The sequence below is a fragment of the Marinobacter alkalisoli genome (assembly GCF_045449855.1).
Lineage (GTDB): Bacteria > Pseudomonadota > Gammaproteobacteria > Pseudomonadales > Oleiphilaceae > Marinobacter.
Genome location: NZ_JBJJLC010000023.1, coordinates 1 through 15,365 on the forward strand (window position 1 = coordinate 1; position 15,365 = coordinate 15,365).

Consider the following 15,365-nt stretch of genomic DNA (forward strand, 5'->3'; position numbering starts at 1 on the left):
CCCCGCGACCAGTCCCCAATGCTGGAAGGCTACGTAAACTGAGGAGCTAAAAAGAATGGACAGAAAAGCCAAAGCCGTCGTCTGCCGCGAATGGGGCCAGCCCGTTCAGGTAGAGACCATCACCGTGGAAGGCCCGAAACGGGACGAGATCACCATCAGAATCGGTGCCTGCGGCGTCTGCCACAGCGACCAGTCCGCCACCACCGGCAAAATCCCGTATCCCGCACCCCTGGTCCTCGGTCACGAAGCCGCCGGTGTCGTCATTGAAGTGGGTGAGGGTGTCACCGCCTTCCAGGAAGGCGACCACGTCGTCAGTTCCTTCATCTCCATGTGCGGCAAGTGCCGCCAGTGTGTTCGTGGCCGCCCGGTACTCTGCGAAAACGCCCGCAAGGCCATGTTTACCCTGCCTGATGGTACCGTTCGCACCAAAGGCGCGGATGGCGAAGACCTCAACGTTTTCGGGGCCTGTGGCGTGATGGCGGAATACGCCACCATGCACGTGGACAACTGCGTCAAAGTTGACGACACCATCCCCATGCAGAACGCCGCCCTGGTGGGCTGCGCAGTGATGACCGGCGTCGGTGCCGTGTTCAACACCGCGAAAGTCGAGCCCGGTTCCCGCACAGCCGTCTTCGGCATTGGCGGCGTGGGTCTGAATGCCATTCAGGGCTGCGTCACCGCCGGCGCGGAAATGATCGTTGCGGTGGACAACAACGAGAAAAAACTGGCAATGGCCCGTGAGTTCGGCGCCACCCACACCGTCAACATCAGCGAAGTGGAGGATGGCGCCAAGGCAGTGAAGAAACTCACCGGCGGCGTGGACTACGCCTTCGAATGCGTCGGCGCCGGTCCGGTGGTGGAACAGGCCTACAAATGCCTGGGCCGTGGTGGCACCGCTGTGGTGGTGGGTGTGTCGGATCCGAAGGACAAAACCTCGATCACCACCCTGACCCTGCCCGCCGACGAGAAAACCCTCAAGGGCAGCTGGCTGGGCTCCGCCCGCCCACAGTACGATTTCCCCCGTATCCTGGGGCTGTACAAGGCTGGCAAACTCAAGCTCGACGAACTTGTCACCCAGACCTACCACATAGATGACGCGCCTCAGGCGTTCGATGATATGTTGGCTGGAAAGAACGCCCGTGGCGTCATCGTTTTCGAGTGACGGTTTCAGAGACACAAAGGAGTGACCGAATGAACGATCTCAGCAAGAACTACATTAACGGCCAATGGGTGAACTGGGCCGGGGACACCATCGACGTGCACGAAGCCGGTACCGGTGAGGTGATTGCCAAAGTTCCAGCTTCCGGTCGCGAAGAAATGGAACAGGCCATTGCCGCGGCGGATGCCGCCTTTGCAACCTGGTCCGAAAGCACCCTGGAGCAGCGCGTCAAGGTGCTGGAACAGCTCCACGCAGGGCTGAAAGAGCGCGCCGGTGAAATCGCCGAAACAGTGTGCCGGGAAGTGGGCATGCCGATCAAGCTGGCCACCGGTATCCAGGCCGGGTTGCCGGCCACCATCACCAAGACCTACCTGAACCTGCTGCCGGACTTCCCATTCAGCGAGCAGTCCGGTAACTCGGAAGTGCAATATGCGCCTGTGGGTGTGGTGGGCTGCATCACGCCATGGAACTACCCGCTGCATCAGGTCATCCTGAAAATCGTGCCGGCCATCGCCGCCGGCTGCACTGTGGTGCTCAAACCCTCGGAAATTGCACCCCAGAGCGCCTACATCCTGGCGGAGATCCTGGACGGTACCGACCTGCCCAAAGGGGTATTCAACCTGGTGTGTGGTGAAGGCCAGACCGTGGGCGACACCCTGATCAAACATCCGGACGTGCGCATGGTGTCCTTCACCGGCTCCACTCGTACTGGCCACCTGATTGGTCATGCGGCTGCGGATGACTTCAAGCGCATCGCCCTGGAAATGGGGGGTAAATCCGCCTCGGTGATTCTGCCGGACGCGGACCTGGCGGCAGCGGTGAAAGGCACGGTGAACAACTGCTTGCTGAACTCCGGCCAGACCTGCACCGCGCTGACCCGTATGCTGGTGCCAGCGGCACAGCACGATGAAGCCTGTGAACTGGCAGCCGCCGCCGTCGCCAAAATGACCCCGGGCAACCCGCTGGAAGAAACCACCCGCCTGGGCCCGCTGGCCTCGGCGCAACAGCGTGACAAGGTCATCGATTACATCAAACTCGGCATCGAAGAAGGCCATACTCTCGTCGCGGGCGGCCCGGAAGCGCCGGAAGGCTGTGACAAAGGCTACTTCGTCAAAGCCACGGTGTTCGGCAACGTCAAACCCGACAGCCGCCTGGCCCAGGAAGAAATCTTCGGCCCGGTACTGTGCGTGATTCCGTACAACGATGAAGCGGAAGCCATTCGCATCGCCAATGGCACCCAATACGGACTGTCTGGCGCGGTGTGGTCAGCGGATGCCGACAAGGCGAAGCAGGTGGCCAGCAAACTGCGCACCGGTCAGGTGTTTGTGAATGGCGGCGCGTTTAATCCCATGGCTCCGTTTGGTGGCTTCGGCCATTCCGGTATCGGGCGTGAGTTCGGCAAGTGGGGACTGGAAGAGTTTCTGGAGGTACGGTCGCTGCAGTTGTAAGGGCCGATAGCTGGGTGTCGGATTACGCTTCGCTAATCCGACCTACGGGAAGTGTACGAGGGCTTTATCACGTAGGTCGGATTAGGCGAAGCCGTAATCCGACAGAAGCACCCTGAAGTCAGGTCGGTCACGGGGTGGGGTGCCTTTTCTGCCGGGAAAAAGATGTCTGAGCGAAGCGAGTTATTTTTCCCAGAAGAAAAGGCACCCCGCCCCGGGACCAGCCACCGAAAACTCAGGCCTTCCCGCCAAGCAGAATCCGCACCGCAGTACAGGCATCTTCCAGCTCCTCATCACGGGGTTCGCGGCCGTTGATGATATCGCTGTACAGGCAAGATTCGGCGAGGCGCACCATAAAGTAGGACAGGCTGTTGACGTTCAGTGGCGGGTTAATATATCCGGACGCTATCTGGTCCCGGAGTGTGCGGGTGTTGGCCTCAACGGCGCGGCTGTGAATCGTGGACTGGGACGACGTCAGAATCTTCAGTGCGTACTCCGGATCTTCACGGATAAAGCGCCGCAGAGGTTCGGAGTGCAACAGGGTGGAGTTAACGTGCCGGTATACCCCAACCACAAAATCCACGCCTTGCCCTGGCGTGATGCTCAGGGCTTCCAGTCTCAGGGGTTCGTAGAGTGACCAGAGCACTTCCCCCATCAGCAAGTCCTTGTTGCCAACCCAGCGAAACAGGGTGGCCCTTCCGATATTCAGCTCTGCGGACAGTGACGCCAGGTGAATTCTTTCGCCTTTCAGCCACAGCTTCCGCGCACGTCGTAAAGCGTCCGCTGGTGTTGCCCTTGTTGTTGTTTTTTCTGTCACTGCAACCTCGAATCGGTATTTTATTTCATTTTAACGACAAAACAGGAAACCCGCTATGAAGACCAGAATCACCGAACTGTTTGGTATCCGTCACCCGATCATCCAGGGGGGCATGCACCACGTTGGCTATGCGGAGCTGGCGGCGGCCGTCTCCAACGCCGGCGGTCTCGGTATTATCACCGGACTGACCCAGCCTACCCCGGAAGATTTGTCCAGGGAAATTGCACGTTGTGCTGAGATGACCGACCAGCCGTTCGGCGTGAACCTGACGTTCCTGCCGTCCTTCAAGGCGCCGCCGTACCCGGACTACATCCAGGCCATCATCGACGGCGGCGTGAAGGTGGTGGAGACGGCCGGGCGCAGTCCCGAGCAATACATGCCACAGTTCAAAGCGGCCGGTATCAAGGTTATCCATAAATGCACCTCTGTGCGCCATGCCCTGAAGGCCGAAAAAATCGGCTGCGACGCGGTCAGCGTGGACGGCTTCGAGTGTGGTGGTCACCCCGGAGAGGATGATATTCCCAACTTCATCCTGCTGCCCCGCGCCGCGGAGGAACTCACCATTCCATTCGTCGCCTCCGGCGGCATGGCCGATGGCCGCAGCCTGGTGGCGGCCATGGCCCTGGGCGCCGAAGGCATGAATATGGGTACCCGTTTTCTCGCCACCGCCGACGCCCCCATCCATGACAACGTCAAACAAGCCATCGTCGAGGCTGATGAACGGCAGACCCGGCTGATCATGCGCAACCTGCGAAACACCGAGCGGGTGATGAACAACGCCGCTGTGGAGGAAATCATCCGCATCGAGAAAGAGAAGGGCGAGGCCGAAACCATCGACGATATCCGTCACCTGGTGACCGGTGTGAAAGGACGGTTGGTGCTGCAGGAAGGCAAGATGGATGAAGCCGCCTGGAGCTGTGGCATGGTGGCGGGCCTGATCCACGACATTCCGAGCTGCGAGGAGCTGATCGGGCGGATCATGGATGAGGCCGACAACATCATCCGCCAACGCCTGTTGGGCAGTCTGGAAACCTGATGTTGGCGTGACAGATTTGTGAAGTTTCCGCTATACACTGTCTGACACCCTATGATTTTCCGGTGATGGCGTACATGCGGGAACCTATGACACGAAACGTACTGATTGTTGAAGACAACCCGGGCATTGGCGAGCTGGTGCGCATGCACGTGGCGGACCTGGGCATGAACCCCGTTCTGTGTGACCGGGGCGATACCGGGCTTGAGCGTTTTCGTGAAGGGGATATTGATCTGGTGGTTCTCGACCTGATGTTACCCGGAATGGATGGCCTTTCGGTGTGTCGTGAGATCCGCTCCGGCCCGGGTTATGTGCCGGTGCTGATGCTGACGGCAAAAAGCACCGAACTGGATCGGGTACTGGGGTTGGAAATGGGCGCGGACGATTACCTCACCAAACCCTTCAGCGTCGCCGAACTGGCAGCGAGGGTGAAAGCCCTGTTCCGGCGTGTGGATGCCATGGCCTCTGCGCCGGCCGAAAACGCCGGTAAAGTCGAGACTGGAGAGTTGCAAACCGACGGTTTACGCATCGACCTGGATCGCCGTCGGGTGTTTGTGTGGGAACAGGAAGTGGAACTGACGGCCCGGGAGTTCGACCTGCTCTGGCACTTTGCCAGTCATCCGGGCCGGGTGTTTAGCCGTGCCCAGCTCCTGGACAAGGTCTGGGGCTATAACCATGAAGGTTACGAGCATACCGTCAACACCCATATCAATCGCCTGCGCGGCAAGATCGAGAAGGACCCGGCGCGACCGGAGTTTATCGAGACCGTCTGGGGGGTGGGCTATCGCTTCCGGGACTGATCCATGGTGAAGACACTCTACACCCGGCTGGCGGTCGGCCTGTTCCTGCTGTTACTGGCCGTTGGCCTGCTGTACACCTTTATCAGCCTGTACTCGCTGCGGGAGTATACCGCGTCGGTAAACCAGGAATTGCACCGGGACCTGGCAAAAAATCTTGTGGCAGACAGAAATCTGGTCAGTGAAGGTCAGCTTGACCGCAGTGCCCTGAAAGAACTCTTCGCGCTGTACATGACCATCAACCCCAGTATCGAAATCTACCTGCTGGATCTGGATGGCACCATCCTCTCCTATTCGGCGGACCCGGCGAAAATCAAGCGCAAGCAGGTCTCGCTGGACCCCATACAGCGGCTGATGGACGACATGAGCCGCTACCCCGTGCTGGGCGATGACCCTCGCAGCCATGATCGGCAGAAAGTATTTTCCGTGACCCCGGTGCCATCGGCGGACAACCCGGAAGGCTATCTCTACGTGGTGCTGCGGGGCGAGGAGTACGACGCCGCAGAAACCATGGCTCGTGGCGGCCAATTGCTGGAACTAAGCGCCTGGGCCCTGCTGGTCAGTCTGGCGGTGGTGATGATTGCGGGGCTGGCGGTATTCCGGCTGCTGACCCGCCGGCTGACCTTGCTGACCCGTCTGGTGGAGGATTTCGAACACAGCGATATGAGCCGTCAACCCGCCAACACCTGGCGTGACAGGCGGCCCGAGGTACGGGACGAAATCGATTACCTGGGCGCCACCTTTGATGACATGGCCCGCCGAATTGCCTCCCAGATTGAACAACTGACCGAAAAGGACGCCCAACGCCGTCAGCTGGTGGCTCAGGTGTCCCATGACCTGCGCACGCCGCTGGCCTCAATGCAGGGTTACATCGAAAGCCTGAAACTGCGGCGGGATCGTCTCAGCCCGGACGAGCAGGACCGTTTTCTTGACATTGCCCTTAAAGAAGGCCGGCGCCTGAGCCGTCTGGTGGACGAACTGTTCGAACTTGCCGCCCTGGAAGCCCGGGAAAAGCAGCCGGTGCCGGAGCCCTTTCCCCTCGCCGAGCTGGTGCACGATGTGGTGCAGAAACACGGGCCGGAAGCCAGAAACAGGAGGCTGGAGCTGGTCGTCAACGGTGACCCGGACCAGCCACTGGCCTACGCGGATCTGGCCATGACCGAGCGGGTGCTGGACAACCTGATTGGTAACGCCATTGCCTACAGCCCTTCCGGAGGGCGTATCGAGGTGGCCTTCGGGCAGGCAGATGGCTTGCCGGAAGTCTGCGTGCGGGACAGTGGCCCCGGTATTCCGGAGCAGGACCTGCCCCACATCTTTGATCCATTCTACCGTGGCGAATCTTCTGATGGGACTGGCGGCCATGCCGGCCTCGGGCTGGCCATTGCCCGCAGGATCATGACCCTCCAGGGGGGTGATATCGCCGTTGAAAACCTGAACGCCGGCGGCGCCTCCTTTTGTATACGGTTACCGGTGAAGCCCTCGAACTGAATGGCGTGCATCCGCAATGATCTCTCCGGCGTTATACAAACGTAATAAACTGGAGAAAGTGCTGTGACGATTCCCGTGCAAACTGGTCACAGTATTCAAAGGGTGAGAGGTTAAGGTTATGAAACGGTATCTGTTACTGATGTCCATGGCGGCGGCCATAGCACTGACCGGTCTTCAGGTTGGCGCCTCCAATGAGGCGGATTCAAAGTACGCACCCGATGACCCGGATCTGGCGGTAGCCACCTTCGCCGGCGGATGTTTCTGGTGCGTGGAGGAAATGTATGAGGAGAAAGTGCCGGGGGTCGTCGAGGCGGTGTCCGGTTACAGCGGTGGCGACGAGAAAGACCCCTCCTATAAACAGGTTGCTGGCGGCCGCACCGGTCATACCGAGGCGGTCCAGGTCTACTACGACCCTGACGTAATCACCTACGAAGGCCTGCTTCAGGCCCTGTGGCGTACTGCGAACCCGACGGACGTGGACGGCCAGTACGTGGACCGGGGCAAGCAGTATCGGCCCGCCATCTTCTATCACAATGAAGAACAGAAGCGCGCTGCTGAAGCATCGGTGAAGGCGCTGGAAGAATCCGGCCGTTACGACGACCCGGTGGCCATTGAAATCGTGCCCTTCAGGTCTTTTTACGACGCGGAGGAATACCACCAGGATTATTACAAGAAGAACCCGGTGCGGTACAAGTTCTACACTTTCAATTCCGGCCGTTACCAGTTCATCGAGAAGGTATGGGGTGATGATCAGGACGTTGATTACTCCCAGTATCAGCCGGACGAGGACGCCATGACGAACGATGCGCGAGATCTACAGTCCTTTGTGAAGCCGGATGATGAAGAGCTTAAGCGAATGCTGACCAAAGAGCAGTATTACGTGACTCAGGAAGATGGCACCGAGAGGGCGTTTGCCAACGAATACTGGGATGAAAAACGCCCGGGCTTGTATGTGGACGTGGTGTCCGGTGAACCGCTGTTTTCATCCAGGGACAAATACAAGTCCGGCACTGGTTGGCCCAGCTTTACCCGTCCGATTTCGGATGACGTGGTGGTGGAAAAAGAAGACCGCTCCCTGTTCATGACCCGCACTGAAATTCGCAGTGCCATCGCGGACTCACACCTCGGGCATGTGTTCAATGATGGCCCCCCGCCCACGGGGTTGCGCTACTGCATGAACTCGGCCGCCCTCCGGTTCATCCCGCTGGAGCAGATGGAAGAAGAGGGCTATGGCGAGTATATCAGTGAGGTGAAAGCTGACAGCGATAACCCGGTGGCGAGGTCACAACCATAGGTCCTTGACGGCAGTGTCTGAACTGAAATGGTGGTGAATCTGGGCCTGCAGTAACTCCGCCGTGGCAATGGCATCAATCAGCGCGTTATGGGGCGGGTAGTGGGGCAGGCCGTAACGGGTCCGGCTATCGGCCAGGCGGATGGACACCGGTTTCATGCCCGTCAGCTTTTGCCACCGTGTTGGCCGCCGGTTGGGATGCAGGTGTGCCTCGATAGCCATGGTGTCGATGACCGGAAAACGGATGCCTTCGTTCAGTCGCCACTTCATGGCGACATCGAAGAACGGCCGTTCGATACTGCGAAAATGAACCACCACAATTCTGCCTGCCATGGCACCCAGAATCTCATCCAGAACGTCACTCAAATCCGGGGCCTTGTCGATATCGGTGTGGGTGATGCCGTGAATGGTGATGGAGGTCTGGTGCAGTGGCAGTTGTGGCCGCACCACCCAGTGGCGGCCCTGGCCGAGCTGGATGCCTTCAATGGAAAACGGCACCAGGCCAATACTGACGATGGAATGTTCATCAGGATTCAGCCCGGTGGTTTCGAAATCCAGTGCCACCAGGGGCGCATCGGCCAGGAGGGTGTCGGGCGCCACACAACCAGCCTGGTAAAAGGCTTTGAGTCGGGAATCCTTTGCGTTTTCTGCGAGTTGGTCGAACAGCTCGGGCCAGGTCTCGCTGGTTTCCGGGATCGGCTCTTTCTTATCCGCCATGCCGACCCACCTGGCCGTGATACCGGAATTTCAGGAATTTCTGGGCGTTGCTGACCACTTGAAACGCGTCTTTCAGATGGCTGCGCTCAAACGGTGACAGATCTTCCGGGCGAACGTTGTTGTCCGGCTCCCGTCCGGCTTCAATGGCCAGTGCCTGGTGGCGGATGCGGACGATCGAAATGAACTCCAGGGCGTCCCGCAGGTTGCTCACGCCGTCTTCCGGAATCAGTTTGGTGTCGGCGATGGCTTTGAGTCGGTTGAAGGAGTTCTGGGCCCGTGAACCGCAAGCAAGGGCATGTACACGGATCAGGTCCGAGACCGGCGCGGTACCTCGACGCTTCAGGTTGAAGGTCTTGTTCTGTTTGCCGTTCTCTTCCATCACGAATGTGCGGAAAAAGCCCAGTGGTGGTGTGCGGTTCAGGGCATTGCGAGCGAGCATGGCAAGGAAGCGCTGGCTATGGCTCGCTTTCTCCGCCACGAGGATTTTCAACTCCTCGGCAAATTCGGTTTGCCCGTAGATACCGTCCAGATCGAAGAAGATATTGCTGTTCAGCAGGGCTTCCGCCTTGGGGTTCTCGATCCAGTCGATAAAGTAGGACTTCCAGACCTTCAGGGGCTGGCGCCACTTTTCGTTGGTGGCCATGATGTCGCCGGTGCAGTAGGTGTAGCCGCAGGCAGCCAGACCGTCGCTGACGAATTTCGCCAGCGCCAGGAAATATGTGTCGTGCTCTTCCGGCACAAAGCTGTCGTCCAGGATCATGGCGTTGTCCTGGTCGGTAACCACCAACTGTTCGTCCCGTGCCATGGAACCCAGGGCCATGAAGCAGTAGGGCACCGGTGGCGGGCCCAACTTCTCTTCGCCTAACGCCAGCAGACGCTGAGTGAAACTGCGGCCGATACCGGCCATGGCGCTGCCGATCATGTGGGAATTGGCATCTTCGTTCACCATGCGCACAAAGCTGTCGCGAACCTCGCGGCTGATCTTTTTCAGGCCTTTGACGTCCTGCTGATGGTATATGTTGCTGACCAGGAACAGACTGCTCTGGCTCTCATACTTGACGATGTCCGAGAGGGCAATCACACCGCGTACTTCGTCGTTATCCATCACGGGCAGGTGGTGTACGTTGTTGTGCAGCATGGTGAGCATGGCTTCGAAGATAAAGCTTCGCGCGTGGGTGGTGATCGGGTCATCGCTCATGATTTCGCTGATCGGCGTTTCCGAGGGTAGCGCTTCGGTCACGGCACGGGTGCGCAGGTCCCGGTCGGTGATGATGCCCTTGAGCTTCGGTTTTTCACCTTGCTCGTCCATCAGCAGCAATGCCGATACTCCTTGGTCGGTCATGATGCGTGCGGCTTCCTGAAGACGCACGGTGCAGGGCGCGGTGACCGGGTTCCGTGCGATCAGGCGGGTGACTTTCGCGGTCATCAGTTGGTTGGACTTTTCCCGGCGGGAGAGGGCGGAGCGCAGTCGGCTTCGGCCCTCAGTGTCCGCGAAATCGGCGAAGTTCTCGTCGTGTTCCCACAGGTACTGAAAAACGGTGTCAGGAATCCGGTAGATCAGGCAATCTTCGATCGCTGTCGCAGGGAAGCGCACGGTCTTGTGGATCAGCAATCCGAACTGGCCAAAGAACTCCCCTTCACCCATCCGGCTGTACAGTTCACCAGACCGGCGATAGACCTCGACCGCGCCGCTGCGCACATAGAACAACCACGTATTACGCTGACCAATTTCGAGGATGGGCGTGCCTGCTCGAAAGTAGGAAATCTCGATGCTTGAGACAACCTTATCAAGCATCGCCTCCGGCATCTCATCAAACGGCGCGTGCTGGGCCAGATGGTTGCGGATGTCGATAAGCTCTGCCTGCATGAAGTCTCCCTGGACGGCCGTCGTGTTTGGTGTTCTCAGGGAGCAATATAGCAGCAGGGCGGCGGAGGGGCCATTGGGCTCATCGCTATTGCAGTAGGTGGGAATTATCTTTGCGGGTCTGGTCCAGGTGCCTGGCTATCAGTTTCCGGGTGCTGGCGGACACGCCCAGGGCCTTGGCCTCCTGCTCCCAGCCCGCAATGGTGTCCACGACTTCCCGGATGACATTTCGAACCTCGGACCATCGGCTGTAGCCGGCGTGCGCCGCGATGGCCTGGATGGCATTGAGTGGCGGTCGCTTGCCATGGCCCTGGTACGCTGTGCTGTGCTCGCCATGGGGACCGGGGCTGAAGGTGGGATCGTAGAACGGCGCTGGGTGCCAGTGCCCCAGATCATCCATCAGGAATGACCAGTTCTTGCTGTGGTCGTCCTGGTTGGCGGTAAACAGGTTGAACAATGCCCTGCGGAATTGCTCCCGGGCTGCCTGCATGCTCTTGCAGAGGATGTGGGTGGCTTTAATCAAATCCTCATAGTCCAGCGAGGGCATCCGGAAATCCGCATCCAGCAGTCCACAGGCGCTTTGCAAGTGGTAGCGCCCCTGGTGGGAAAGATCGGGGTGGCAATCAAAACGCTTCAGGGCGAGCCAGGCGGTGGCGCCGGTTGTCTCGGGGGCCGGGATCAGTTGCCATTCGGGAACGGTAATGCCTGCTTGCCGGGCAAGGTTCAGGTAGGCCGCTTCGCACAAGCCTTCCTCATGGCCCAGGGCCAGGGAGGCGGAAGTGAATTTGACCAGCCAGGGGGTACGGCCCGGGGCGGGCAGGGTACTGACATCTTCGAAGCCCTTGGCGCCCAGGTATATCTGGGCCTTGGGGCGTGCGCCCCCGGAGCTGCCAGCTTGTGCCAGTTCTTTCAGCACTTCATCGGTTTGCCCCTCAAAGACCTCAACTGCCTGACGGCCAAGGGCAGTCAGGTCGATGGTGTGCTCGCCATCCTTCGGAGCCAGTTCGGACACCGGCTGGAAAACCAGTGCCCCCATGCCGCGATCGCCTATGTAAGCGAGGCGGTCCATGGCGGTAAGCTGGTTCGGCAGTATGCCCTGGCGGCGAAACACACGGTCCATCAACAGTAATCCCCACCCGTCGGGCAAAGAATCCGCAAACAGTCCGTGCAGTCCGCCGTGGGGCATTTTGGGTGCAGCCTGTAACGAGTCATCAAAGGCCAGGTTGAAGGGGGACAGGCTATGCCCCTGGTTGAGGTAATTCTCATCATATTGGAAGAATACGCTGTCGCGATTCTGTGCGAGGGTGCCGACAGGCACGCAGTCACCACTGGCCATACGGCGGCTGACCTGCAGCTTGCGCACCGGTTCGAAGTGACTCACGATGACAACACCTCATCAATGGATTTCGGGGAGCTGGTGGCTGGCCGGGTCAATTCATCCAGTCTTTTCAGGTCGTCAACGCAACTCCAAAGGATAAGAAACTGACGCAGGGAGATCTCCCCTGTGGTTTCAAAGCGTTTAATGGTCGGCTCGGGCACCGTACTGCGCTCTGCCAGGGCCCGGCGGGACAGCCGTTGGGCTTCCCGCCGTTCTCGCAGTGCTTTGGTGAGCCGCTTCTGAACGTCTGCGGGACCAATCAGGGATAGCATAAATTTGGACATCCTGTTATCTGAACTGCCACTATTTTAGCACATTTTGGATAACATGATGTCCATCAGGCTTCCTGGTCCTGAAGATCAGGGCGCTAAGGATTGCAGGATGCTGCCGTTGCTGCAGGCATCGCCATTGGCGTAGTCACTGTCCACCACGTTATTGATCCAGTAGTTGATCAGCTCCACGCCCTCCATGTGGGTGACACTGCGGGCAATGGGCGGCATGCGCCGCTGGGGATCGGTGCTGTCGGTGACGCGGCAGGAGACGATGGAACTGTCAGCGTCTCCCGGCACTACGATGTGCTGGCGACCGCAGGAACCGCCGCCGGTAGCGGTGGGTTTCTTGCAGATGCCGTAGCCGGCGTCCACCTCGCGGTAGTGATCCAGGTAATAACCGGTGTTGGACGCGGCGCCGCGGTCGTTATGGCAGTGCTGGCAGTTCACCTCCAGGTAGGCTCGTAGGCGGGCTTCCACATCGGCGTCGGAGCCGGCGGTTTCGCCACTGTCACCGGCCAGATTCCAGTGGGGCAGGCGTTCGATGTTGGTGGCAATACCACGTCCATCAATCTGCAGGTCCGGTACATTGGTGAGAATACCCTGATCCTGCCAGTACTTGAGCTGATTCACCCGGGGGAATCCTCCCTGACCACGGGTGCCCATGAACGCGGATTCCGGGGCATAGGCGCGGTTCAGGTTGCGGGGTTTCGGGCCAATGGGGGCGCTGCCGGACTCCACGTCATCGTTGCTGTGACAGGTGATGCACTGGTTGGCGTTGGGAATGGCGTAGTTGTCCGTGCTGCCCGCCATCAGCTCGCCGGTGATCTGGTCCTGATAGTGCCAGCTCACCGCGCGGGTGCCGCCGCCCAGCGCCAGTTTCGCCACCGGCTTACCTTCACTGTCTTCCTCCCAGATGTAGGTGGGGCCATCCCAGAATGCCTTGCCACTCTCGCTGACCCGTTTGATCAGCAGGCGGGTTTCCACCAATTCTTCGGTGCCTTTGCTTTCATCGGTGAAGGCAAAGGTCTTGGCAATCACCGTACCGGTGGGGAAGTGGATGCTGCCATTGACGTTGCTGCCGCCCTGGCCGTCCACGTAGACCGCTTTGGTGCCCGGCGGCACGAAGGCGACCCGGTATTTGGTAGCGTAGTCGGAGAACAGCTTGCTGTTGAGCACGAACGGCACGCCGCCATCATTCGGGGTGCTACGGGGATCGTGGGGATCGGCAAACAGGTTGTACTGATCCAGTGTCGCGCAGTTCACTGCCAGGGCATCCCGGTTGACGCTGCCGGGCTTGCCGCGTTTGCTGCAGAGCCGGTTGATGTATTCCTCGCTGGGGGCCGGATCGATGGCGCCGCTGGGCTCGAACGGGGGGATTGTCACCCGGGGCAGCGACGGCAGTACCTTGCCAAAGCGGGCCTGGCAGTCGTGAACCGACTTGTCAGTGTCGGCAACGACGCCGGTCAGCCCTTCCAGCACCGATTGCAGGCCTTCGAGAGTGAGAATGCTGGGGTCCTGTTCAGCAGCGGCCAGCACCAGTTCCAGTCCCTGGGTACCGTGGAAGTTCATGTAGGCCTGGCTGTCCGCGGCCAAATCGTTATCGTGGAAGCACGAGCCCCACTGGGGCAGCTTGCGCTCGCCGTTGGCGTCGAACTTGTAGGCGTTGTAATGGCACGACGGGTTCGGGTGCTCATTGGTGTGGATCGGCTTGCCGTTCTCATCAGCCGGGACGGGATCACCGTTGGCGTCCACCGGGTAGGGGCAGTCCTCATCGAGATCATCCAGCAGGCCGTCCCAGATGATGTGGGCGCCCTTGCCGGGGTTGGTGATGTTTTTCAGGCCGATCAGGGTGGGCAGCACCGTTTCCACCTGACCTTCCAGCAGCACCTTTTCAAAGTTGGGCGGCGGCAGGTCGTAACCGGAATTCCGCATCAGGTTGTTATGGATGTGAAGGCCCTCGGTGTACGGGTCCAGTTTCTTGTCCGAGGTTTTATCCTTGCCGTCGATCAGCTCGTAGCTGGTGTAGATCACAGCCGCGGTGCTGTGGTCCTCGAAGGTGTTGTTGAATACTTCGATGTTGTCATAGCCCAGGGTGATGAAGCCGGTGCCCCGGGGCACGGCGGACACCAGGCCGCTGTGGGCAAAGTTGTAGGTGTTGTTATTGCGGGCCAGGTTGTTGAGCATCACCGAGGTGTCGCCGTACTGGGTGATGTTCTCCAGGTCGTAGATCAGGAAGCCGCCGGTGTTGCACTCGGCCAGGTTGTTGTCGTACTCCCCGCCCTGGACGTTCTCGATCTCGAAGCCCATGACGTTATACACGGCGCGGCTGTTGCGAATAATGGCGGTGTTGGTCTGGCCGACGTAGATACCGGCATCGGACGCGCCCACGGATTCGGAGTTATCCACCAGGATGTTCTCGGACTCCACCGGGTAGATGCCGTAGCGACCGCTCGCGGAGCTGGGGATGTAATCCGGTGTCGGGTCGCCTTCGTTCAGTGGCGGGTTGGTGCACTGCACGTGCAGCCGATCCGTGTAGTTACTGGCGGTGATGGGGTCGCCACCGCCGGACCAGATGGCGCGCACGTTGAGCAGCGTGCCCCATTTCACGCCCTTGAGTTTGAAAGCGTCCCCCGGTGAGTCGGCAATGGTCAGATCCTGCACGGTAATGCCGCGCACATTCAGCGCCTCCAGTCCGGTGACGTTATCGCTGTCGCGGAAGGACAGCACGGTGCTGTCTTTGCCGCAGCCCTTGATCAGCACGTCTTCGGTGGCCTGTATCAACAGGCCGTGGTTCAGTTCGATAAAGCCGCAGCCGAAGGCGAGAGTGTCGCCCGGGCGCAGCTGGATCATGGCGTTGACCATGTCGTGGGTGGCATCCGGGCCGGGTTCTACCCGGAACGTGCGACCATCGCTGAAGCGGTCAACCTGATCTCCGGCCACGTTGTTGCCGGAACCGTCGCTGGCCGATGCCGAATCCGACGATCCGCCGCTGCCGCCGAGACAGCCGGCAAGCAGCAGCGTGGCCGTCGCCAGGGGAATCAAGGCGGAGCGCCAGGGACGCTTGTGGTTGTGAGGTGTTGTAGATGTCATGGCTCTGTCCTTGT

The 15,365-nt window shown here is 59.7% G+C and carries 12 protein-coding genes; 6 read left to right on the forward strand and 6 right to left on the reverse strand.

Features of this window, described 5'->3' with window-relative positions; all coding sequences use genetic code 11:
• Positions 1-55: 55 nt before the first annotated feature.
• On the forward strand, positions 56-1,162 hold the full coding sequence (locus ACJO5Y_RS09750; protein ID WP_406986744.1) for a zinc-binding dehydrogenase: 1,107 nt from the start codon (positions 56-58) through the stop codon (positions 1,160-1,162).
• A 29-nt stretch (positions 1,163-1,191) separates the two neighbouring features.
• The gene (locus tag ACJO5Y_RS09755) at positions 1,192-2,607 is read left to right on the forward strand and encodes an aldehyde dehydrogenase family protein (protein WP_406986747.1); all 1,416 of its coding nucleotides are present in this window, start codon (positions 1,192-1,194) and stop codon (positions 2,605-2,607) included.
• A gap of 232 nt (positions 2,608-2,839) precedes the next feature.
• Here ACJO5Y_RS09755 and ACJO5Y_RS09760 read toward each other — a convergent pair whose 3' ends face one another.
• Positions 2,840-3,421, reverse strand: coding sequence for a QsdR family transcriptional regulator (locus ACJO5Y_RS09760; RefSeq protein WP_406986750.1), 582 nt, complete (start codon positions 3,419-3,421; stop codon positions 2,840-2,842).
• Between the two features lie 55 nt (positions 3,422-3,476).
• Between ACJO5Y_RS09760 and ACJO5Y_RS09765 the strand changes: the two genes are divergently transcribed.
• The 4 genes from ACJO5Y_RS09765 (at position 3,477) to msrB (ending at position 8,033) form a co-directional block, all read left to right on the forward strand.
• Positions 3,477-4,457 carry an NAD(P)H-dependent flavin oxidoreductase gene (locus ACJO5Y_RS09765; protein ID WP_406986753.1) on the forward strand — a complete coding sequence of 327 codons (981 nt, stop codon included), beginning with the start codon at positions 3,477-3,479 and terminating at the stop codon, positions 4,455-4,457.
• A gap of 86 nt (positions 4,458-4,543) precedes the next feature.
• On the forward strand, positions 4,544-5,254 hold the full coding sequence (locus ACJO5Y_RS09770) for a winged helix-turn-helix domain-containing protein (RefSeq protein ID WP_406986756.1): 711 nt from the start codon (positions 4,544-4,546) through the stop codon (positions 5,252-5,254).
• A 3-nt stretch (positions 5,255-5,257) separates the two neighbouring features.
• Positions 5,258-6,739, forward strand: coding sequence for a sensor histidine kinase (locus tag ACJO5Y_RS09775; protein ID WP_406986758.1), 1,482 nt, complete (start codon positions 5,258-5,260; stop codon positions 6,737-6,739).
• Positions 6,740-6,857: 118 nt separating this feature from the next.
• A complete protein-coding gene (gene msrB, locus ACJO5Y_RS09780) occupies positions 6,858-8,033 on the forward strand; it encodes a peptide-methionine (R)-S-oxide reductase MsrB (RefSeq protein ID WP_406986760.1) in 1,176 nt (391 codons plus the stop codon).
• On the opposite strand, the gene ACJO5Y_RS09785 is transcribed toward msrB, so the two are convergent.
• From ACJO5Y_RS09785 to ACJO5Y_RS09805, 5 genes are all read right to left on the reverse strand, one after another.
• Entirely contained in the window at positions 8,022-8,747 is a 726-nt protein-coding gene (locus tag ACJO5Y_RS09785) for a 3'-5' exonuclease (RefSeq protein ID WP_406986762.1), read from the reverse strand. The two genes, msrB and ACJO5Y_RS09785, sit on opposite strands and share 12 nt — an antisense overlap.
• Positions 8,737-10,614: a putative nucleotidyltransferase substrate binding domain-containing protein gene (locus ACJO5Y_RS09790; protein WP_406986764.1), complete on the reverse strand. Its 1,878-nt coding sequence runs from the start codon at positions 10,612-10,614 to the stop codon at positions 8,737-8,739. The genes ACJO5Y_RS09785 and ACJO5Y_RS09790 overlap by 11 nt, the downstream gene beginning before the upstream one ends.
• An 85-nt stretch (positions 10,615-10,699) precedes the next feature.
• Positions 10,700-11,992, reverse strand: a complete 1,293-nt coding sequence (locus tag ACJO5Y_RS09795) for a type II toxin-antitoxin system HipA family toxin (RefSeq protein ID WP_406986766.1) — start codon at positions 11,990-11,992, stop codon at positions 10,700-10,702.
• The gene (locus ACJO5Y_RS09800; RefSeq protein ID WP_406986769.1) at positions 11,989-12,261 is read right to left on the reverse strand and encodes a helix-turn-helix domain-containing protein; all 273 of its coding nucleotides are present in this window, start codon (positions 12,259-12,261) and stop codon (positions 11,989-11,991) included. Before ACJO5Y_RS09800 ends, ACJO5Y_RS09795 begins: the two co-directional genes overlap by 4 nt.
• 87 nt (positions 12,262-12,348) lie before the next feature.
• A complete protein-coding gene (locus tag ACJO5Y_RS09805; protein ID WP_406986772.1) occupies positions 12,349-15,351 on the reverse strand; it encodes a parallel beta-helix domain-containing protein in 3,003 nt (1,000 codons plus the stop codon).
• Positions 15,352-15,365 lie beyond the last annotated feature (14 nt).